Below are 19,005 nucleotides of genomic sequence, written 5' to 3'. Positions count from 1 at the left end.
GGCTGAGTCGTTGCAGGAGAAGTGAATGCGTGCTGCCGGTCGGGTTTTGCGGTCTCTGGCCGTCGCGGGAGTGCTGGCCCTGGCGGCGCAGGCGGCGCCGGTGGCGGCGAGGGGCCCGGAATCGGTCGCAGCGCTCGCCGAGCAACTCTCTCCCGCGGTGGTGAACATCGGCACCTCACGGCGTGTGCCGGGCGGTGGCGGCGTGCCGTTCCCCGATCTGCCTGATGGCTCGCCGCTCGAGGAACTGTTCGACGAGCACAACCCGAACAATGGGCTGGGCGAGGAGCAGATGCAGGAGGCGCGCAGCCTTGGCTCCGGCTTCATCATCTCCGCCGACGGCATCGTCGTCACCAACAACCACGTCATCGAGGGCGCCGAGGAAATCGAGGTCTACCTGACCGACGGCACCCGCCTGCCGGCGACCATTGTCGGCAAGGACGACAAGACCGACCTCGCGGTGCTGAAGGTCGATGCCGGCCATGCGCTGCCGTTCGTCGAGTTCGGCGACAGCGACGGCGCGGTGGTCGGCGACTGGGTGATGGCGATCGGCAACCCATTTGGCCTTGGCGGCTCGGTAACGCTGGGCATCGTCTCCGCCCGTAACCGCGACATCCAGTCCGGCCCCTATGACCAGTTCATCCAGACCGACGCAGCGATCAACCAGGGCAACTCCGGTGGTCCGTTGTTCGACATGGACGGTAAGGTGGTCGGCATCAACACCGCCATCATTGCCCGCGGCGGCTCGTCATTGGGGATCGGCTTTGCCGTGCCGGTGAACCTGGCGCGGCCGGTGATCGACCAGCTCGCCGAGTTCGGCGAAACCCGCCGCGGCTGGCTCGGCGTCGGTATCCAGGAAGTCAGCGAGGACATCGCCAGCAGCCTTGGCCTCAAGAGTACTGCCGGGGCGCTGGTGATCGACGTCACCAAAGGCGGCCCGTCCGAGGGGCAGGTGGTCGAGGGCGACATCATCCTCGAGTTCGACAGCAAGCCGATTGCCCGCATGCGGGACCTGCCGCGTGTCGTCGCCGAGACGGAAGTCGGCAAGGCCGTGCCGGTGAAGATCCTGCGCGACGGCGCCGAGCAGACGCTCAGCATCACTTTGGGCCGCCTTGAACTCGGCGAGCAGTTGATCGCCAAGAACAATACACCGGCAACGCCGACGCCGGAGGCTGCGCCGGCGCCGGAGCCGACCGCCACCGAGGAGGAGACGCCGCCGCTGGGGTTGCCCGACCTCGTCGGCTTCGACGTGGCGCTGCTCGACGAGGGCAAGCGTGCGGAGTTCGGCATTGCGCCGGAGGAGGACGGTATCGTCGTCACCAGCGTGAAGAGCGGCAGCGACGCCGATCAGAAGGGTTTCATCCCGGGCCTCTTGGTCACCGAGGTGAACCAGAAGGAGATCGGCACCATCGATGAACTGAGCGAACTGGTGGGGCAGGCCAAGGAGGCTGGCCGTCCGGCGGTGCTGTTCAAGGTGATCGACCCCACCGGCACCAGCCGGTTCATCGCCGTCCGGTTGGGCTAGAGTTCCAGCCGGTACAGCACGTGCGGCCGGAGCGGGTTGCCCTCCGGCACGGTGATGTCGTTGAAATCCTCGGCTGGGTCCCGCCGCATCCCGAGCTTTTCCATCAGCCGTCGCGACGGGGTGTTGATCTCGGAGGTGTAGCCGATCACCTGCAAGGGCAGCCGGCCGGGAGCCCAGGCAAGGCAGGCGGTCGCCGCTTCGAACGCGTAGCCCTGGCCCCAATATTGCTGCCCGAAGATCCAGCCGATCTCGATCTGGCGGCCGCCGGGAATCTCCTCGTCGGTCCAGGAGAAGCCGATGCCGCCGATCAGCGCATGGTCGGCCTGCCGCTCAACCGCCACGAAGCCGAACCCTTGCTCATCCAGCGCTTGCTCACAGGCCACGATGACCGCATCGGACTCGCTGCGGCTCTGGATCGACGGCCAGTAGTAGCGGCGGACTTCGAGATCGGCGTTGATGGCAGCCCATGCTTCGTGATCTGCCCCCTGCCACGGTCTCAGCAGCAGACGGTCCGTCTCGATCCTCACGCGTCGAGCGCCGGATTGGTGATCCGGTACACCACGTGCGAACGCAGTGGGTGACCTGGCGCAAGCCTCGGGTGCTCGAAGTCGGCGTCCGCATCGCGCACCATGCCGATCTTCTTCATGACGCGCTGGCTGGGCAGGTTGCCAACAAAGGTGAAGGCGACGACCTCCGGCAGCTGGAGCGTCTCGAAGCCATAGGTGAGCCAGGCTCGGGCGCCCTCCGGGGCAAGGCCCTGACCCCAGAATGCCTTGTCGAACTGCCAGCCGATCTCGACCGCCGGCTGGCCACGAATGGCGGCGCGCGTTTCCTCGGGAATGTAGCCAAGGCCGACGAGGCCGACGAACTGGCCAGTCGACCTGAGCTCGGCCGCGCCGAAATGAAAGCCCATGGCGGCCTGCTTCTCGATCGAGAACTCCAGCTGCGCCCTGGTCTGCTCCGGCGTCGCCACCGTGGGATAAAAGCGGCGGACTTCAGCATCGCCGAGGACTGCCGCCAGCGAAGCGTGATCGCGGCTTTCCCAGGACCTGAGAACGAGTCGCTCCGTCTCCAGCCTCACCTGACTATGTCCTCATCGGTATAGCCCTGCAGGTAGAGTAGGGCCGTGAGGTCGCCATGGTCGATGCGGATGCCCGCCTCGGCCGCGACATGCGGCTTGGCATGGAGCGCCACGCCGAAGCCGGCGGCCTTGATCATGTCGAGATCATTGGCGCCATCGCCCACCGCCATCGTCGCGCTCATCGGCAGGTTGCGCTCGGCGGCCAGCGCCTCCAGGCGATGCAGCTTGGTCGACTTGTCGACGATCGGGCTCTTGACCGTACCGGTCAGCCGCTCGCCATCGAACTCGAGCACGTTGGCGATCGCCTCGTCAAAGCCGATGCGCTTGCCGAAATAGTCGGCAAAGAAGGTGAAGCCGCCCGAAACCAGCGAAGTATAGGCGCCATAGGCCTTCATGGTGTGGATCAGGGCGCGGCCGCCCGGTGCGAGGGTAATACGCTCACGCCGAATCTCCTCGATGGCGGTGCGTTCCAACCCCTTGATCAGCGCCACCCGGGTACGCAGCGCCTGCTCGAAATCCAGCTCGCCATTCATGGCGCGCTCGGTGATTGCGGCCACCTCGGCCTTGATGCCAACGGCGTCGGCGAGCTCGTCGATACATTCCTGCTCGATCATGGTGGAATCCATGTCGGCGACCAGCACCTGCTTGCGGCGACCTTCCGCCGGGACCAGCGCTACGTCGACTGGCCGATTGCCGATGACGGCGCGCGCTGCAGCGACCGGATCGGCAGCCTTGGGCGCCTCGATGTCACAGGCGATGCGCTGGTGCAGCCAGTTGATCTCACCCCTGGTCTCGTGCTGGATCGCCGCGACCAGCGCCGAGTCAATTGCAGGGTCAGCCGGATTGGCGATGAGGCAGAGAACCATCATGTGCGTGAGAAAGGCCTGAAAAGGATGGGCAAGGGCCCGGAAAGGCGAGCGGTGTTGATAGCGGGTCCGACTGCCAGCGGCAAGTCGGCGCTGGCGCTCGACCTGGCGCGCCAGCAGGGCGGGGTGATCGTCAACACCGACGCGTTGCAGGTCTATGACGTGCTGCAGCTGCTGACCGCCCGTCCATCCGAAATCGAAATGGCCGGCGTGCCGCACCGGCTCTACGGCACGGTGCATCCATCCGTGCGCTTTTCGACCGGCGAATGGGCCCGCGCGGCGGCCGTGGTGATCGAAACAGAGGCCGATCGGCCGCTGATCTTCGTCGGTGGGACGGGCCTCTACTTCGATGTGCTCACCACCGGCTTTGCCGACGTCCCGGAGGTGCCGGCGGCCGCACTGGCGGCTGCCGAGGCCGAGGTCGAGGGGCTGGACCGGGAGGGCCGCGGCCGGCTGATTGCGGCGCGCGATCCCCTCGTTGCGAGCCGCCTCAGGGCGCCGGACCCGCAGCGGGTGATCCGGGCGCTCGCCGTGCTGAATGCCACCGGCCGCTCGCTCGCCAGCTATCAGGACGAAGCACAGCAGGGGCTGCTCGAGGGGTTCGCGCTCGAGCGCCTGGTGCTCAACCCCGACCGCGAAGTGCTGCGCCAGCGCATCGCCCGCCGCTTCGAGACCATGTTCTCAGGCGGTGCAGTGGAGGAGGTCGAGGCGCTGCTGGCGCTGACACTCGATCCCAGCCTGCCGGCGATGAAGGCGATCGGCGTGCCGGAAATCACGGCGATGCTGGCGGGGGAGCTCGAAGAGAATCAGGCCATCGAGCGCGCCGTCATCGCCACCCGGCAATACGCCAAGCGCCAGCGCACCTGGTTCCGCAACCGCATGGCCGACTGGAACTGGATTACTTCTTAGACCGCCTCAGCAAACGTTGTGTCAGGTAACGTCGATGCGCGTCGCGCCGGTGGTGCGCTCGAGGTCGGCAGCGGTGATCTCGAACACCGAGCGCGGGTCGCCGGCCGCCGCCCAGACCGTGCCGTAATTGTAGAGCGCGTCATCGAGATAGGTGGTCAGCGGCAGAGGGTGCCCGTAGGGCGAGACGCCGCCGATCGAGAAGCCGGTGTGGAGCTTGACGAAATCCGCATCCGGCCGCTCCAGCACCTCGCCGATGCGCTGTCCGGCGCGCTTCTCGTGCACCCGGTTGCTGCCCGAGACCAGCAGCAGGTACGGCTTGCCGCTGTCCTTGCCCTTGAACAGCAGCGACTTGACGATCCGTCCGACCTCGACGCCGAGCGCATCCGCCGCCATCTGGGCGGTGGTAGCCAGTTGCTCGAGCACGATCACCTGTGCCGGCAGGGCGTGGCTGGCAAGGGCGTCGGCGACGCGCTGTTCGGCGGCTTTTAGCGGGGGCATTGGGCGAGGATCCTAAGCAGGTACGACGAGCTTCTTCATCAGGCCCAGCCGCCCGCGCAAGGCGAAGCGGCTGACCAGCAATGTCGCCACGAACGCCAGGCCGGTGGCAAGGCCCAGCCAGACGCCGACACCGCGCATGTCGAAGACAAAGCCGAGCACGTAGGCGGTCGGCAGGCCGACGAACCAGTAGCCGAATATGGCCAGCAGCATCGGGGTGCGGGTGTCGGAGAGGCCACGCAGCGAATGGGCCGCGACCACCTGCGCGCCATCGACCAGCTGGAAGATGCCGGCAATGCCGAGATAGGTGGCGGCGAGCATCAGCGCGCTCGCATTGGCGGGGTCGGAGCTGTCGAGGAAGATGGTGACCAGCGCATGCGGCACGGCGAGGAAGAGCGCCGCGGTCAGCGCCATGAACCCCGTGCCCATGACGATAGCCGTCCAGCCGGCAAGGCGCACGCCCTCGCTGTCGCCGCGGCCGTAAGCGAGGCCGACGCGCACCGTGGCGGCCATGCCAAGGCCGAGCGGCACCATGAACGCGGTCGAGGCCAGTTGCAGCGCCACGGCGTGGGCGGCGGTCTCGTTGGTGCCGAGCCGGCCCATCAGGATAGCGGCAACCGAGAACAGCCCGACTTCGGCTGCGACGGTCAGCCCGATCGGCAGCCCGACCTTGAGGATTTCACGGAAGCGCGGCCAGTCCGGCTTGAAGAACCGCACCAGAATATGGAAGCGCTTCAGCTTCCGGTGCGTCACCACATAGCCGAGCAGGGCAAGGAACATCACCACGTTGACGAGGCCGGTGGCGATGGCGGCGCCGCGCAACTCGAGGCGCGGGAAGCCGAAATGGCCGAAGATCAGCGTGTAGGCGAGCAAGCCGTTGACCAGCACGCCGATGACCGTGACGACGAGGATCACCCGGGTCGCGGCAAAGGCCGAGAGGAACGAGCGCACCACCATGATGCCGAGCGCCGGGTAGAGCATCCAGAAGCCGGCAAACATGTAGCTCTCGGCCAGCGTCGTGACCTCCGGGTCCTGGCCGATGGCGAGGTAGATCGGGCGAATGTTAAGGACGATCGGCACCAGCAGCGTGGCAACAAGGATCGCCACCCAGAAGCCCTGGCGGACGATGCGGCGCACTGCCTTGGTATCACCGCGGCCACGCGCCTGTGCCACCAGCGGCGCGACGGCGCCGACGATGCCGATGCCGGTCAACTGGAACGGCATGAGGAAGGCGCCGGCCAGCGTGCCGGCCGCAAGATATTTCGGGCCGAGCCAGCCCATCAGCACCACGTCGGTGGTGAACAGCAGGTTCTGCGCCAGCTGCGCGACGATCAACGGCCAGGCCAGCGCAAAGCTTGCACGAAGCTCTGTTGCCCAGCCATTGGACGGCGTTGAAGCATCGATGCCGGATACCGGCACCGTTGTCGGCTCATTCATAATGGTAATCCCAATCGCGTGGGACCCTTACCTCAGCCAACGATTTGCCTCAAGTTCATGCGGAACCTATCCGGAGCCGGTGCATTGTCGTGCAGGGCTCGCGTCTTAACAAAACCTCCCGGAGGGTATTCATGCGTAAACTTCTATCCATCGCCGTCGTTCTGGCCGGGGCGATGACGCTCACGGCGTGCTCCACCACCGAGAAGACGGCCAGTACCGGCGCGATTGCCGGGGCCGTGATCGGTGGCGTGACGACCGGTACTGTCGGCGGTGCGCTGGTTGGTGCAACGGTTGGCGGCATCAGTGGTGCCGTGGCCGGCGAGCTCATCGGCCGCTATCGCGATGACCCGTCCAAGTGCGTCTGGGAAGACCGCAACGGTCGCCGCTATCTCGCTCCGTGCTCGCCGAACGGCTGACACGGCAAGCGATTTGAACAATGGCCCGACGGGAAACCGTCGGGCCATTTTCATTTGCGTCCGGTCATTTGAGCCCGATCAGCAGCCGGTCCGCTCCGCCCCGGCTGGCGACGAACAAATCGGGCCGGCCATCGCCGTTGAAATCGGCAAGCTCGATATCGAATGCATTGGCGCCGGCAATAGGCGGTACGACATCCGGCGCGGCGGTGAAATGGCCGGCACCATCGTTGGCGAAAGCTAGCGGCGGAAAGTCCGAGCGCTTTGCCATGAGGTCACCCATTCGGCCGCGGATCAGGTCCACGTCCCCATCGCGGTCGTAGTCGATGAAGGCGACCGCCGTGGTAAGTTCGTCATCGGGCTCGAGATGCGTGGCGGTCACGTCGGTGAAGCGGCCGCGGCCGTCATTGAGCAGCAGCCGATCCTGCTGGTCGCGGTCGGCGTTGAAGATGCGGACATTGGCGAAATAGAGGTCGAGGTCGCCGTCGCCATCCACATCGCTCAGATCGGCGTCCCGCGTCTCCTCGGGCGTCGCTCGCAACGGCAGCGGCGCATCGGCGAAATGGCCGGCGCCGTCGTTCAGGTAGAGCCGGTTCTGCTCCTCGTTGCCGAAAACCAGGTCGGCGTCTCCGTCGCCATCAACGTCGCCGACCGCAATATCCTGGCTGATGTCGCCGTACTGGGGCAGGCGGGCTGCGCTCTCGTCAACGAACCTACCGGCGCCATCGTTGATCCAGACGAAATCCGGACCGGCGTTGGCGGTGACGAGATCGGCATCGGCGTCGCCGTCGACATCCACGGCGACCACTGTGTTGGAAGTGGCGCGGTCGGGCAGTCGGTCCGATACATCGGTGAAGCCGGCGGCGCCGTCGTTGAGGTGATAACCCACCACCTGATCGTCCTCGCCGATAAACACCAGGTCGGGGTCGCCATCCCCGTCATAGTCGGCGATGGCGACGTCCTCGTGGTCGCCGCCGGGGCCTCCGAGTGGAGCCTCGCTGAACCGCCCGGTGTCGTCATTGAGCAGCACGCGGTTGCCGCCGTACTCGATGGCAATGGCGAGGTCGGCATCGCCGTCGCCATCGAGGTCGGCGGCGGTCGCGCCCATCGCGTTGGGAGAACCACTCTTGGGCGGCAACGCCTCTGCCGACACCTCGATGAAATACGGCGTGGCGGTGTCCGGCGAGCAGAGGCCGAAGCTGATGGCGGCGATCAGGGCGCAGAGCTGATCCATTGGTCGACGGTATTGGCTGAGGCGTCCCGGGACAAGCGCCTGTCGCCGCGGGGCCGATTGTGCTAGGGTCGGCTCGAGGCTCAGGCCGGAGTGATACCGGCGTCGCGTTCGTGGCGCCGGACTCGTACCCCAGGACCACAGTGAATACCTTCAAGAGCATCGCCGTGCCGGTGACGCGTCGGCTTGGTGCCGGCAAGGCCAAACCGCGCGCCGGTGCGTCGGGGGTCGATCGTCATTCCGACAGGCCGGCCGCCGAGTTCCATCGTCAGCCGGCGCAGCCCATCACACCGAATGCGGTGCACCGCTTCCATGTCGGGCAACGATTGACCATGGCGCGCGGCTCGCGCGACATCGCGCGGTCGGCGGCGGTCTGCCAGGTGGTGGCGCTGCTGCCGCACGAAAGCGGCCCGTTGCTCTACCGCGTGCGCAGCGAACTCGAGAGCTTTGAGCGCGTGGTCGACGAGGTCGATCTGGCGCCATACCGGTAATCGTCGCGGTCGGCCTTGATTAAGGCGCAATGGTGGCAGATATAACCGGGCACGTTTCGCTTCCATCTGGCGCTACCAGCTCGGGCCGCTTGCGGTCTAATTGGCTACCTCTTGATATTGTGAACGTTTAGACCCGGTCGGCATGTCGCCGAACGAGGAACGCGTGCAAAGCGGGAAGATCCTGCGCACGACAATTGAAAGGGGGCCATCATGATCGAAGGCACCGTTAAGTTCTTCAACACCACCAAGGGCTTCGGCTTCATTCAGCCGGACGATGGTTCGAAGGACGCTTTCGTCCACATCTCTGCCGTCGAGCGTTCGGGCCTGTCCGGCCTCGCCGAAGGCCAGAAGGTGAGCTACGAGCTCGAAAAGGGCCGTGACGGCAAGGTTTCGGCGACGAACCTCAAGGCGCTCTAAGAACGCCCCGTGGCGCTGAGGGACTTGTCCTGGCGGCGCAACGACGGAAAAGGCCCCTCACGGGGCCTTTTTTGTTGGTCGACTTTCCCAGAGCTTACGGCTTCAAGCCGGCTGGAACCGGCGGCGCCTCGTAGCGCACCGTGATCTGCACCCGGCCGTTGCCGGCAAGGTACGGATCGTTGGGAAACAGCGGCTCCGACGTGGCGCTGCCGTTCACTGCCCGAATGCGATCGTCGGACAGGCCGAACTCGCCGAGGATAGCGCGAACCGCGTTGGCGCGGTCGCTCGAGAGATCCCAGGCGCCATAGCGTGGGTTGTCGTAGACCGCGCCGGCGGCGGTATGGCCCGAGATGGTGATCTGGTTCGACAGCTTCTGCAGGATCGGGGCGAGTGAGGCGATGGCCTTGCGAGTCGACTCGTAGGGGTATTTCGACCCCTCGGGGAACATCGGCCGGCCTTCCTGGTCCATGATCTCGATGTCGAGCCCGTTCTCGGTCTCGCGCACCAAGAGGTTATCGGCGATCTTGGTGATGTCGGGCAGGGCCTGCCAGGCCTGGCGGATGCTGGCGGCTGCCGCGTGATAGTCGGCATTGTAGCGGGATTCGAGCGTCACCGTCGAAGCGCGGATCGCGTCGTAGTCGCTGCCGCCGATCTCGGCCACGCCGCCACGCGATTCCATCTTCGGGCCGGCTTCGCTGCTCTCCGGCGCGGTCAGCGCGTCCTTGTTGGATTCGACGGCGATCTTGGCGCCATCCTCGGCAAAGGCGAGGCCACCCATGACGCCGCCGGCGCCGCTGGTGTTCTCGCTGACATTGGGCGGCGCGAAATAGTCGGCGAGGCCCTTCTTCTGCTCCGGCGTCGTCATGCTGATCAGCCACAGCAGCAGGAAGAACGCCATCATGGCCGTCACGAAGTCGGCGTAGGCGATCTTCCAGGCGCCGCCATGATGGGCATGGGCGGCCCGCTTGACCCGCTTGATGATGATGGTCTGGTCGTTGCGCGCCATGGCTCAGACCTTCACGATGCCGGCAGGTTGGCAGTGGCTTCGTCGATCTCGGCGAAGGTCGGCCGCACTTCCGACATCAGCGCCTTGCGCGCGAACTCGACGGCGATGGCCGGGGCATAGCCCGACATCTGCGCCAAGAGGCCAACCTTCATCGACAGGAAGTACTTCGACTCCGCCTCGAAGATGTTGCGCAGCGACTGCGCCATCGGTCCGAAGAAGCCATAGGCGACGAACACGCCGAGAAAGGTTCCGACCAGCGCGCCGCCGATCATGTGGCCGAGCACTTCCGGCGGCTCGCTGATCGACCCCATGGTCTTGATCACGCCGAGCACCGCCGCGACGATGCCGAGCGCCGGCGTGCCGTCGGCCAGCGCCTGCACCGCGGACACCAGGCGCTCGCGCTCCTGGTGATGCGTCTCCAGTTCCTCATCCATCAACGACTCCATCTCGTGGGCGACGTTGCTGCCGAGGGTGACCATGCGCAGGTAATCGCACATGAACTCGACGGCGTCGTGGTTGCCGGCGAAGGTCGGGAAGCGCTGGAACAGCGATGAGTTGGCGGGATCCTCGATATGCGGCTCGAGCGCCAGCACGCCCTTGGCCTGTACCAGCTTGAACAGCGTGAACTGCAGTCCGAGCAGCTCGACATAGGCGGCCTTGTCGTAGCGCGGACCGCGGAACAGGATGCCGAAGATGCTGGCCGTCTGCTTCAGCACCGGCCCGGTATTGCCGATGATGTAGGCGCCGAACGCCGCACCCAGGATGATCAGCGCCTCGAAGGGCTGGATCAGCACTTCGAGATGCCCGCCCATGGCGACATAGCCGCCGATGACGCTGGCAAAGATTACGACAATGCCGATGATGAGACGCATAAAACAGGACCCGCGCTACTAAATCAGGGACAAGGGTCCTGCGAACCTGAGGCGAGCGATCGGCGCGGTCCGATCCAGCTGCCTTCTATGTTCGAAGCGACTCCTGTCTGCTTCTCGAACTCCGCCCGAAACCGCGCGGAAACCTAGTCTTTTCGGCGCCTTTCACCGGCGCGTCGTTCAGCCGCCAATCTGCTATGCCGCGGTTAAGGTTCAGCTAATGGCGAGGCGCGGAAAGGCGGGCAGACTGATGCGTTGGTTCCGCAAGCTTTCCTGGTTCAGTAAGCCACCAAAGCGTTGCCCCCAACACCGGCCGTCATCCCGAGGAAAGTCGGGACCCAGTGCGCAGGACGTTCGCCCCGCGCGGAGCTTTCCGACCTTGCGGTGACGGACCGGGGCGGTTCGCGTATGCCCAACCATCGAGCAGTGGGTCCCGGCGTTCGCCGGGATGACGGCCGGTGAATAGAACGGCGTGAAGCGCCGAAGCGACCTCCCGCACCGACAATTTCGAAAATGCCCCATTAGGAGCATTCAAATCCGCGCGGGAATGCGGCATAGCTGCCATACTGGTATGGTAGGGATTTTGAGGAGCTTCCCGTTGAAGATTACAGACCTGAAATGCGCGATCATTGCCTCGAGCCCGGTGATCCGCATCACCACCGATGAGGGCATCACCGGCTGGAGCCAGATCGAGACCCCCAAACCCTACGTCAAGCCGCAGGTGCTGCAGCTGAAGGATTGGATCGTCGGGCAGGACCCGCGCGACGTCGAGCGCGTCATGCGCCGCATCCGGGTGCGCGGTGGCTTCAAGCCGTTCGGCTCGGCGGTCTCGGCCATCGAGCATGCGCTGTGGGACATTGCCGGCAAGGCGGCCAACGCTCCGGCCTACCGCCTGCTCGGCGGCAAGGTGCGCGACCAGGTCCGCACCTATCGCACGCTGTACCAGGCCGAGGTGCCTGGCGGCGCCGAGCACACACCCGAGGGCTACAAGCGCTGGGCCGAGTACGGCAAGTCGCTGAAGGGCGAGTTCACCCTGTTCAAGCTGCCGAGCGCCTACCACTCGTCGATGGTGCGCGACTTCCCGGATTTCTTCTACGGCGAAGTGCAGGAGGATGCGCCGTTCCCGTACCCGCACAAGGGCACGATGACCAAGGAAGGCTTCGACCACCTCGTCGCCTGCATCACCTCGGCCTGCGAGACGCTGGGCAAGGGCTACAATACCGCGGTCGATGCCGGCCCGGGCTTCATGCCGCTCGATGCGCTGCGCCTCGCCAAGGCGGTCGAGCACCTGCACCTGCTGTGGATCGAAGATACCGTGACCGGCGACTACTCGCCCTACGTCAACCCTGACGTCTACAAGGACGTGACGCACCACACCACGACGCCGATCCACACCGGCGAGCAGATCTATCTGCGCCAGCACTATAAGCAGCTGATCGAGAGCCACGCGGTGAACGTCATTGGCCCCGATCCCTGCGACGTCGGCGGCCTCGCCGAGATCAAGTGGGTCGCCGAGCACGCGGACCTGCACGGCATTGCCATCGCGCCACACGGCACCGCCAACGGCATCCTCGGGCTCGCCGCGCTGATCCAGGTCTGCGCCACCATGCCGGACAACCTGATCGCCTTCGAGTACCCGGCCCGCTTCGAACCGTTCTGGTACGACATCACCGAGGGCTTTGAGGGCATGCCGGTGAAGGGCGGGCTGATCGACGTGCCGGATCGCCCAGGCCTCGGCGTCAACCTGATCGCCAAGGAAGCCAGGAAGTACCTCGAAGAGGGCGACGAGAACTTCTTCGACTGAGGTACAACGAGGGGCAGAAGCTCCAGCGCAGGTGCGGGCTGTCCCCCACCCCTGTCCCCTCCCCGCAAGGGGGAGGGAGACGCCTGCTGAGGTGCCGGTGTTTTGGTCTCCCTCCCCCTCGAGGGGAGGGACAGTGGTGGGGGGCGGCAGCCACCGGCGGCAGCGGCTTGCCAAGACCCAGACTACCCGGCGCGACGCGCCGCCTCGTACACCGCGACGAGCCGGTCGATGGTCATGTTCCAGCCGGCGACCATGCCGCAATTCATCCACCAGTCGACCCTTTCAGGGGTGTACTGGTCCGGGAACTGCACGTGGAAATCCATCAGGGTCTGCGCCCCATAGGGGGTCAGCTGGATGGTGACCAGCGGGCTCTCGTCGAGATTGTCGAGGTCGAGTTCAGGCCAGCCGCCGACGGCGCCCCAGTAGAACGCCAGCTTCTTGCCCGGCACGATCTCGCGATAGACGCCGCCGGTGAAGTACCGCTTTTCGGGGGTCTCCACCATCTCCTGGCGCCATTGGCCGCCGACCCTGAGGTCGACCGTCGCTGGCTGATCGGTGTGCTGGTCGGGGTTGAAGTACCAGTCGAGATAGGCCGGGTCGGTCCAGGCTTCGAACACCACGCTGGCCGGCGCGGCGAAGGTGCGTTGCAGAGCGATTCCACGATCGAGGGCATAGCTGGCAGGCATGTCACTGGTCTCCCTTGGAGGCTTTTGCGGCATCGGCGCGGGCGGCCATCATGGCCTCGAGCTGCGTGTCGAGCCGGTCGAAGCGGGTGGTGAAGAACTCGCGGTATTGCGCCATCCAGGCGTCGGCTTCGACCAGCGGCGCGATCTCCAGCGTGCAGGGCCGCGATTGCGCCGAGCGCTGCTTGCTGATCAGCCCCGCCTGCTCGAGCACCTTGAGATGCCGCGACACGGTGGGGAGGGTGAGCGCGAAGGGTTCGGCCAGCTCGTTGACCGTGGCTGGCCCCTGGGTCAGCCGCGCCAGCATGGCGCGACGCGTGGGGTCGGCAAGGGCGGCGAAGGTAGCGGTGAGTGGATCTTGTATTTGCATGACAACGTAATTACGCCATAGAGCAAATAATGTAAAGCCCTGTTGCGCCGGTGACGCAGGGCACCTGTGACGCCGCCGCGCTTGCGTCGCGGGCCGGCTGATGCTTTACGCCACGCAACAACCCGCGGCCGCGATCACCCAGCAGAGGCCCGACACTTCAGCAGGGCCTCGTAACCGCATGATCCGCCTCGAGAACATTTCCAAGCAGAACGGCAAGCAGATCGTCTTCATCGAAGCCTCCGCTGCGCTGCAGCGTGGCGAGAAGGTCGGGCTGGTCGGCCCGAACGGCGCCGGCAAGACCACCCTGTTCCGGATGATCACCGGCGAAGAGCAGCCGGACGAGGGGCAGGTAGCGGTCGATCGCGGCGTCACCATCGGCTATTTCAGCCAGGATGTCGGCGACATGGCCGGTCGTCCGGCGGTTGCCGAAGTAATGGAGGGCGCGGGGCCCGCCGGCGCGCTGATTGCCGAGATGAGCGAGCTCGAGGCGGCGATGGCCGACCCGGATCGCGCCGACGAGATGGACGAGATCATCACCCGCTATGGCGAGGTGCAGGGCCAGTTCCAGGAGTTGGATGGCTACAGCCTCGATGCGCGGGCGCGCGAAGTGCTGCACGGGCTTGGCTTCAGCCAGGAGATGATGGACGGCGACGTCGGTGCGCTGTCAGGCGGCTGGAAGATGCGCGTGGCGCTCGGCAAGATCCTGTTGATGCGGCCCGATGCCCTGCTGCTCGACGAGCCATCCAACCACCTTGATATCGAAAGCCTGATCTGGCTCGAGGATTTCCTGAAGCGCTACGAGGGCGGGGTGCTGATGACCTCGCACGACCGCGCCTTCATGAACCGCATCGTCAACAAGGTCGTCGAAATCGACGGCGGTTCGCTCACCGCATATTCCGGCGACTACGAGTATTACCAGCAGCAGCGCGCCCTTTCGGACAAGCAGATGCAGGCGCAGTTCGAGCGCCAGCAGGCGATGCTGGCCAAGGAGATCGCCTTCATCGAGCGCTTCAAGGCGCGCGCCAGCCACGCCGCGCAGGTGCAGAGCCGGGTCAAGAAGCTCGACAAGATCGACAAGGTGGAGCCGCCCAAGCGCCGCCAGACCGTAAACTTCGAGTTCCGTCCGCCGGCGCGCTCCGGCGAGGACGTGGTGCTGCTGAAGGGCGTCGACAAAGCCTATGGCAGCCGCTCGATCTACGAGGGGCTGGATTTCCATGTCCGGCGCAAGGAGCGCTGGTGCATCATGGGCGTCAACGGCGCCGGCAAATCGACGCTGCTGAAGCTGGTGGCGGGCAGCACCGAGCCGGATAACGGCTCGATCAATGTCGGGCCCAGCGTCAAGCTCGGCTATTTCGCGCAGCACGCCATGGACCTGCTCGATGGCGACCGCACGGTGTTCCAGTCGCTCGAGGACAGTTTTCCGCAGGCTGGGCAGGCGGCGCTGCGGGCGCTGGCCGGTTGCTTCGGCTTTTCCGGCGATGAGATCGAGAAGAGGTGCCGGGTGCTGTCAGGCGGCGAGAAAGCCCGCCTGGTGATGGCCAAGCTCCTGTTCGACTCCCCGAACTTCCTGGTGCTCGACGAGCCGACCAACCACCTGGATATCGCGACAAAGGAAATGCTGATCGAGGCATTGTCGCAGTATGAGGGGACGATGCTGTTCGTCTCGCACGACCGCCACTTCCTCGCCGCGCTCAGCAACCGCGTCCTGGAGCTGACGCCCGAGGGCGTCCACGCCTATGGCGGTGGCTACACCGAATATGTGGCGCGCACCGGCCAGGAAGCACCGGGCCTCCGGGGCTAGAGCGGCCCCTCTCCTCTGAGCGGAGACGGGAAGACGAGGCGATCTCATGGCGACCAAGGTCGCTAAATTGCGATGCTTCGCCAAAATCGGATGTTGATCGTCTTGCTCTAGCTTTGCTTTGCGAGGGCAGGGGCAATTTCCAGATGTTCGGCTATTTCGACACGATGCTGCGGTACTTCGAGTTCACGGGGCGCTCTTCGCGGACCCAATACTGGGTGTATACGCTGGTCTCGCTGCTCCTGCTGTTCGGCGCGCTCTATGTCGACATTGCCGTTCTCGGGTACTTTCGGCCGGGCGTCAGTGGCCTGGGGCCGCTGACGCTGTTCTGCGTCTTCATCCACGTCGTGCCGAACATCACTGTGACGGTGCGGCGGCTGCATGACAGCGGGCGCTCCGGCTGGTGGTACTGGATCAGCCTGGTGCCGTTCATCGGCGGCATCTGGCTGCTGGTGCTGATGTGCTTCGGGCCCGACGGCTATGGCGCCAACGCGTACGGCGACGACCCGCGCGAGACCAGCACGTGGGCGCCCCGCGCCAAGGCCGTCCCGCTCAGCCGGGCGCAGGCGTTTGTCGCAGACATGGACGCCCGCCGGCGCGCCCGCGGCCCCTGGTCGCCAAGTTCGGAAAGCTAGGTCGCGATCCCGTGCACCGGCGGCAGCGCCGCTGGCAGCTCTGTGTCGCCGAGCCGGGCCCTCAGTTCGATCTCGAGGTCGCGGCTGATCTGTGAGATCGGCACGTCGTTGGCATTGCCCTCGAACGGGTTCGAGGTGCTCTCGCCGACGAGGTCGAGCGCAAAGTACATCCAGCCGATCAGCACGCTGAACGGCACGCTCAGCCACAGCATCACCGTACCGAGCACGCCGCCGGAGCCGCCCATGGCTGCGAAGGTCGGCACCACGCCGAATGGCAGGAGCGTTGCGAAGATGACGACGAAGATGGCGCTGACCACGGCATATTGGCGGGGGTAGGGCGTGTTCTTGATCCGATCGCAGCGCGCCTGCTGGTCGTGACAATCACGCAGGAGCTTCATCAGCTCGGAATAGACCTGCGTCGGGATAGCGCTCTGCTTCAGCAACGCGTTGATTTCTTCGCCCTGCAGCTGCAGCAGCGCCAGCGCCGGCTGCGGCCGGGCCGCGATGGCATCCGCCTCCGCGCCGAGCAACGGCGCCAGCGCCTGTGGCAGCGTCGTGAGATCTTCCTGGATCTGGTAGTAGCGCCGCCGGAACGCGCGGTTGGCGCCCTGGCTCACCGTCTCCCATGGCATTGGCCGGCGCAGCGAGTAGCGCAGCGCCGTCAACCAGGCGAGGTGGCGGAGGATCACCCGGCGCGCCGCCTCCTTGTCGAGGAAATCGCAGCTCAGCGTCGCCAGCAGCCGGCTGATCGCGGCGATCTGGGCGAAGGCCTGCAACGCATCGGAGCTGCGCTGCAGCACCTGGCCGTTCTTGAACCCGGCGACCAGCGCCACGCTGGTGCCGAGCACCGCGACGATCGGCCAGGGGATGGAGAACCCGGCCAGCGGCGGCAGGCTGTAGGCCGCCACCGCCACGAGGCTGACGATCAGGACATAAAGCGCACCGCGCCGCGACCAGACCGCGAAATCCAGCAACCGGTAGGAACGTCCGACATGCATCAGCGGCGACTCCGAGATTCGAAGCCGCCATTATTGCATGCGCGAAATGGAAGCGCCGCTGGCGAGGCGCTTAGCCGATCACCTTCCACTGCTCGTCGCGCGGCCCGGTGGGGCGGAAGTCGTAGCGGTCGAGCCCGAGGCCGTGCAGCGTCGCACGTTCGATCAGCGAGAACTCGGCCGGGTCGTCGCGGTTGAAGTTCATCGGGTCCTTCAGCACCACCGGCGGGTTGGTCATGAAGCGCACATTGGGCGAATGGTTGTTCGACGAAGCGTGCAGCATGTAGGGGTGGAGGATGATGAAGTCGCCGACCTCGCCGGTGACTTCGACGAACTCCTCGCACTTGTCGATCAGGTGGCCGAAGTCGAACGACGGATCGACCCCCTCCGGATGGTCGGCTAGGTAGCGCGCCACGTGCTTGATCGAGTCGGGCGCAATGAAGGTGCCGCCGCCCTTGTGGCCGACGTTGGACCAGTAGACGACGGTCAACAGGCCCTGTTCGCGGCTATCGAGGAAGTGGCGGAAGAAGCTGCCATCCTTGTGCCAGCCGCCGGCTTCCGGCGAGGGCTTCATCCACGGCTTGTCGGCGCCGCGGCGGAAGTTGACGATGAAGGCATCCGACCACTCGGTGGAATCGATGGTGGTGAAATGCTGCGACTCGATCTCCATCACCTTGTGATCGATGCGGTCTTCGCCGCCGGTCACGTCGCAAAGCGCCCCCCAGGCCCTGGGCGAGATATCCTTGATCGCCGCAATGTTGTTGCGGTCCATCCAGACGATGTCCTTCTTCCAGGTCGAGCGGTCGACCGGGTCATAACCCAGCCGCGTGTACGCCTCAGCCGTCCATTTCCTGGCCAGCTCCGGATCGAGGCAGCCTTTGACGAGCACATAGCCCTTTTCGACAAAGTGCTGCGCCTGCTCTGGAGTGAGCACCTGGAGTTTGTGAGGCATGGGATGTTCCTACGGGATGTGACAGCTCAGTCCGCGGGCGCGGTATGGTAGTATGTTAAGCACGGATTTTGTGGCGAGTGGAGCCCTGCCATTCGTCGGATAGCAGCTGATGCGTGCTTACCATCCGAAGCGTTTGGCTATCGCAGGCTCCGCCCCTGTTGAAACGCCTCCGCCACGAACTCGGCGATGAACTCGACATCCTCCGACCAGGTCTCGCGAAGCGCCGCCACCGACAGCGTTCGCGCCTCGATAGGTGGCTCCGCAGCGTAACGCACTACCCTCGCGGCGAGTTCTGGGCTGAGCAGTGCCGGGGTGATCACTGCGAAGCCGAGGCCTGCCGCCACCAGTTCAGAGATCACCGATAGCGAGTTGCAGACGCTCAGCGATTTAGGTGCCTCCCGGCCGGTATCGAACCAGGCACGGATGGTCCGTCCGATGGTCGATTGCGCCGGCTGCGTGAAGATCGCCTCGTCTATGAGGTCCGCCGGATGCAGCACCTGGTCGGCCAGCCGATGACCTACCGGGCCCACCCACGCCAGGTCGATCTGCCCCAGCGCCTGCGATATGGCGCCTTCCACGTTGGTGCTGTCGTTGCTGATCACCACGTCGAGTTGGCGCTCTTCGAGCTGCCGGATCAAAGCGGCGCCCACGTCGACTGCCAGTTCGACCCGCAGTTGCGGCCGCCGCAGCTTCAGCGCACCGATCAGCCCAGGCAGCGCCAGATGCGCCACCGTCTCCACCACGCCGAGGCGCAGCAGCCCGCGGAGCTTTCCCGACCCGGCCTCGTCATGGATCTCGCGCGCCAGCGTCAGCATCTGTTCGGCCTGGTTCTGGATGGCTCGGCCCGCTTCAGTCAGTCGGGCCCGCCCGCCCGAACGGTCGAACAGCGCCGTCCCCAGTTCCAGTTCGAGCTCGCGGATGCGACCGGAGACCGATGGCTGCGTGACGTTGAGCTGCCGCGCCGCGGCGTGAAAGCTGCCCAGCCGGCTGATCCAGTAGAAGGTTTCAATCTGGGCGAGGGTCAGACGCAT

21 protein-coding genes are annotated in these 19,005 nt (G+C 65.6%); 8 read left to right on the top strand and 13 right to left on the bottom strand.

Features of this window, described 5'->3' with window-relative positions:
* The first annotated feature begins 25 nt into the window (after positions 1–25).
* Positions 26–1,522 (top strand): Do family serine endopeptidase, encoded by a 1,497-nt coding sequence (locus ASC68_RS10535; RefSeq protein WP_055878490.1) that lies wholly within the window; start codon positions 26–28, stop codon positions 1,520–1,522.
* Here ASC68_RS10535 and ASC68_RS10530 read toward each other — a convergent pair.
* Genes ASC68_RS10530 through serB form a run of 3 tightly spaced genes read right to left on the bottom strand, consistent with a single transcriptional unit; the run spans position 1,519 to position 3,472 of the window.
* The gene (locus tag ASC68_RS10530; protein ID WP_055878489.1) at positions 1,519–2,049 is read right to left on the bottom strand and encodes a GNAT family N-acetyltransferase; all 531 of its coding nucleotides are present in this window, start codon (positions 2,047–2,049) and stop codon (positions 1,519–1,521) included. The two genes, ASC68_RS10535 and ASC68_RS10530, sit on opposite strands and share 4 nt — an antisense overlap.
* Positions 2,046–2,603: a GNAT family N-acetyltransferase gene (locus tag ASC68_RS10525; protein ID WP_055878487.1), complete on the bottom strand. Its 558-nt coding sequence runs from the start codon at positions 2,601–2,603 to the stop codon at positions 2,046–2,048. The genes ASC68_RS10530 and ASC68_RS10525 overlap by 4 nt, the downstream gene beginning before the upstream one ends.
* Complete coding sequence (gene serB / locus ASC68_RS10520; protein ID WP_055878485.1) at positions 2,600–3,472, bottom strand: phosphoserine phosphatase SerB; 873 nt, start codon at positions 3,470–3,472, stop codon at positions 2,600–2,602. Before serB ends, ASC68_RS10525 begins: the two co-directional genes overlap by 4 nt.
* 51 nt (positions 3,473–3,523) lie before the next feature.
* Between serB and miaA the strand changes: the two genes are divergently transcribed.
* On the top strand, positions 3,524–4,378 hold the full coding sequence (gene miaA / locus ASC68_RS10515) for a tRNA (adenosine(37)-N6)-dimethylallyltransferase MiaA (protein ID WP_349236238.1): 855 nt from the start codon (positions 3,524–3,526) through the stop codon (positions 4,376–4,378).
* Positions 4,379–4,399: 21 nt separating this feature from the next.
* Here miaA and ASC68_RS10510 read toward each other — a convergent pair whose 3' ends face one another.
* Positions 4,400–4,876 (bottom strand): YbaK/EbsC family protein, encoded by a 477-nt coding sequence (locus tag ASC68_RS10510; protein WP_055878481.1) that lies wholly within the window; start codon positions 4,874–4,876, stop codon positions 4,400–4,402.
* Between the two features lie 12 nt (positions 4,877–4,888).
* A complete protein-coding gene (locus ASC68_RS10505) occupies positions 4,889–6,310 on the bottom strand; it encodes an MATE family efflux transporter (RefSeq protein WP_055878480.1) in 1,422 nt (473 codons plus the stop codon).
* A gap of 131 nt (positions 6,311–6,441) precedes the next feature.
* On the opposite strand from ASC68_RS10505, the gene ASC68_RS10500 reads away from it, so the two are divergent.
* Entirely contained in the window at positions 6,442–6,726 is a 285-nt protein-coding gene (locus ASC68_RS10500) for a hypothetical protein (RefSeq protein ID WP_055878477.1), read from the top strand.
* Between the two features lie 64 nt (positions 6,727–6,790).
* On the opposite strand, the gene ASC68_RS10495 is transcribed toward ASC68_RS10500, so the two are convergent.
* Complete coding sequence (locus ASC68_RS10495) at positions 6,791–7,957, bottom strand: VCBS repeat-containing protein (protein ID WP_055878475.1); 1,167 nt, start codon at positions 7,955–7,957, stop codon at positions 6,791–6,793.
* A gap of 140 nt (positions 7,958–8,097) precedes the next feature.
* Between ASC68_RS10495 and ASC68_RS10490 the strand changes: the two genes are divergently transcribed.
* Together ASC68_RS10490 and ASC68_RS10485 are read left to right on the top strand one after the other, a co-directional pair.
* A complete protein-coding gene (locus ASC68_RS10490) occupies positions 8,098–8,445 on the top strand; it encodes a hypothetical protein (RefSeq protein ID WP_055878473.1) in 348 nt (115 codons plus the stop codon).
* A 210-nt stretch (positions 8,446–8,655) separates the two neighbouring features.
* On the top strand, positions 8,656–8,862 hold the full coding sequence (locus ASC68_RS10485) for a cold-shock protein (protein WP_055878471.1): 207 nt from the start codon (positions 8,656–8,658) through the stop codon (positions 8,860–8,862).
* Positions 8,863–8,956: 94 nt separating this feature from the next.
* On the opposite strand, the gene ASC68_RS10480 is transcribed toward ASC68_RS10485, so the two are convergent.
* A complete protein-coding gene (locus tag ASC68_RS10480) occupies positions 8,957–9,868 on the bottom strand; it encodes a flagellar motor protein MotB (protein WP_055878469.1) in 912 nt (303 codons plus the stop codon).
* Positions 9,869–9,879: 11 nt separating this feature from the next.
* Positions 9,880–10,740, bottom strand: coding sequence for a flagellar motor stator protein MotA (gene motA / locus ASC68_RS10475; RefSeq protein ID WP_055878468.1), 861 nt, complete (start codon positions 10,738–10,740; stop codon positions 9,880–9,882).
* Positions 10,741–11,335: 595 nt separating this feature from the next.
* Here motA and ASC68_RS10470 point away from each other — a divergent pair.
* Positions 11,336–12,541: a mandelate racemase/muconate lactonizing enzyme family protein gene (locus tag ASC68_RS10470; protein ID WP_055878466.1), complete on the top strand. Its 1,206-nt coding sequence runs from the start codon at positions 11,336–11,338 to the stop codon at positions 12,539–12,541.
* 182 nt (positions 12,542–12,723) lie between these two features.
* On the opposite strand, the gene ASC68_RS10465 is transcribed toward ASC68_RS10470, so the two are convergent.
* A complete protein-coding gene (locus ASC68_RS10465; protein WP_055878464.1) occupies positions 12,724–13,227 on the bottom strand; it encodes an SRPBCC domain-containing protein in 504 nt (167 codons plus the stop codon).
* Between the two features lies 1 nt (position 13,228).
* Positions 13,229–13,594 carry a metalloregulator ArsR/SmtB family transcription factor gene (locus ASC68_RS10460; RefSeq protein ID WP_055878462.1) on the bottom strand — a complete coding sequence of 122 codons (366 nt, stop codon included), beginning with the start codon at positions 13,592–13,594 and terminating at the stop codon, positions 13,229–13,231.
* A 178-nt stretch (positions 13,595–13,772) separates the two neighbouring features.
* Here ASC68_RS10460 and ASC68_RS10455 point away from each other — a divergent pair, with 178 nt between their 5' ends.
* Both ASC68_RS10455 and ASC68_RS10450 read left to right on the top strand, forming a co-directional pair.
* Entirely contained in the window at positions 13,773–15,395 is a 1,623-nt protein-coding gene (locus tag ASC68_RS10455; RefSeq protein ID WP_055878461.1) for an ABC-F family ATP-binding cassette domain-containing protein, read from the top strand.
* Positions 15,396–15,538: 143 nt separating this feature from the next.
* Positions 15,539–16,027, top strand: coding sequence for a DUF805 domain-containing protein (locus ASC68_RS10450; protein ID WP_055878459.1), 489 nt, complete (start codon positions 15,539–15,541; stop codon positions 16,025–16,027).
* Here the strand turns inward: ASC68_RS10450 and ASC68_RS10445 are convergent.
* The 3 genes from ASC68_RS10445 to ASC68_RS10435 all read right to left on the bottom strand — a co-directional run bounded on the left by ASC68_RS10445 (position 16,024) and on the right by ASC68_RS10435 (position 19,005).
* Positions 16,024–17,025: a bestrophin family ion channel gene (locus ASC68_RS10445; protein ID WP_055878458.1), complete on the bottom strand. Its 1,002-nt coding sequence runs from the start codon at positions 17,023–17,025 to the stop codon at positions 16,024–16,026. The genes ASC68_RS10450 and ASC68_RS10445 overlap by 4 nt on opposite strands.
* Positions 17,026–17,095: 70 nt before the next feature.
* Positions 17,096–17,974, bottom strand: a complete 879-nt coding sequence (locus tag ASC68_RS10440; RefSeq protein ID WP_055878456.1) for a phytanoyl-CoA dioxygenase family protein — start codon at positions 17,972–17,974, stop codon at positions 17,096–17,098.
* 137 nt (positions 17,975–18,111) lie between these two features.
* On the bottom strand, positions 18,112–19,005 hold the full coding sequence (locus ASC68_RS10435; protein WP_055878454.1) for a LysR family transcriptional regulator: 894 nt from the start codon (positions 19,003–19,005) through the stop codon (positions 18,112–18,114).

The sequence above is a fragment of the Devosia sp. Root105 genome (genome assembly GCF_001424865.1).
Taxonomy (GTDB): domain Bacteria; phylum Pseudomonadota; class Alphaproteobacteria; order Rhizobiales; family Devosiaceae; genus Devosia_A.
This window is presented reverse-complemented; position numbering and strand designations above follow the sequence as displayed.

What these genes read in the sequence shown, in the direction of transcription:
- ASC68_RS10535 (WP_055878490.1), top strand. Translation starts at nt 26, where the DNA reads ATGCGTGCTGCCGGTCGGGTTTTGCGGTCTCTGGCCGTCGCGGGAGTG.
- serB (WP_055878485.1), bottom strand. Translation starts at nt 3,472, where the DNA reads ATGATGGTTCTCTGCCTCATCGCCAATCCGGCTGACCCTGCAATTGAC.
- ASC68_RS10510 (WP_055878481.1), bottom strand. Translation starts at nt 4,876, where the DNA reads ATGCCCCCGCTAAAAGCCGCCGAACAGCGCGTCGCCGACGCCCTTGCC.
- ASC68_RS10505 (WP_055878480.1), bottom strand. Translation starts at nt 6,310, where the DNA reads ATGAATGAGCCGACAACGGTGCCGGTATCCGGCATCGATGCTTCAACG.
- ASC68_RS10500 (WP_055878477.1), top strand. Translation starts at nt 6,442, where the DNA reads ATGCGTAAACTTCTATCCATCGCCGTCGTTCTGGCCGGGGCGATGACG.
- ASC68_RS10495 (WP_055878475.1), bottom strand. Translation starts at nt 7,957, where the DNA reads ATGGATCAGCTCTGCGCCCTGATCGCCGCCATCAGCTTCGGCCTCTGC.
- ASC68_RS10485 (WP_055878471.1), top strand. Translation starts at nt 8,656, where the DNA reads ATGATCGAAGGCACCGTTAAGTTCTTCAACACCACCAAGGGCTTCGGC.
- ASC68_RS10480 (WP_055878469.1), bottom strand. Translation starts at nt 9,868, where the DNA reads ATGGCGCGCAACGACCAGACCATCATCATCAAGCGGGTCAAGCGGGCC.
- motA (WP_055878468.1), bottom strand. Translation starts at nt 10,740, where the DNA reads ATGCGTCTCATCATCGGCATTGTCGTAATCTTTGCCAGCGTCATCGGC.
- ASC68_RS10465 (WP_055878464.1), bottom strand. Translation starts at nt 13,227, where the DNA reads ATGCCTGCCAGCTATGCCCTCGATCGTGGAATCGCTCTGCAACGCACC.
- ASC68_RS10460 (WP_055878462.1), bottom strand. Translation starts at nt 13,594, where the DNA reads ATGCAAATACAAGATCCACTCACCGCTACCTTCGCCGCCCTTGCCGAC.
- ASC68_RS10455 (WP_055878461.1), top strand. Translation starts at nt 13,773, where the DNA reads ATGATCCGCCTCGAGAACATTTCCAAGCAGAACGGCAAGCAGATCGTC.
- ASC68_RS10450 (WP_055878459.1), top strand. Translation starts at nt 15,539, where the DNA reads ATGTTCGGCTATTTCGACACGATGCTGCGGTACTTCGAGTTCACGGGG.
- ASC68_RS10445 (WP_055878458.1), bottom strand. Translation starts at nt 17,025, where the DNA reads ATGCATGTCGGACGTTCCTACCGGTTGCTGGATTTCGCGGTCTGGTCG.
- ASC68_RS10440 (WP_055878456.1), bottom strand. Translation starts at nt 17,974, where the DNA reads ATGCCTCACAAACTCCAGGTGCTCACTCCAGAGCAGGCGCAGCACTTT.
- ASC68_RS10435 (WP_055878454.1), bottom strand. Translation starts at nt 19,005, where the DNA reads ATGCGTCTGACCCTCGCCCAGATTGAAACCTTCTACTGGATCAGCCGG.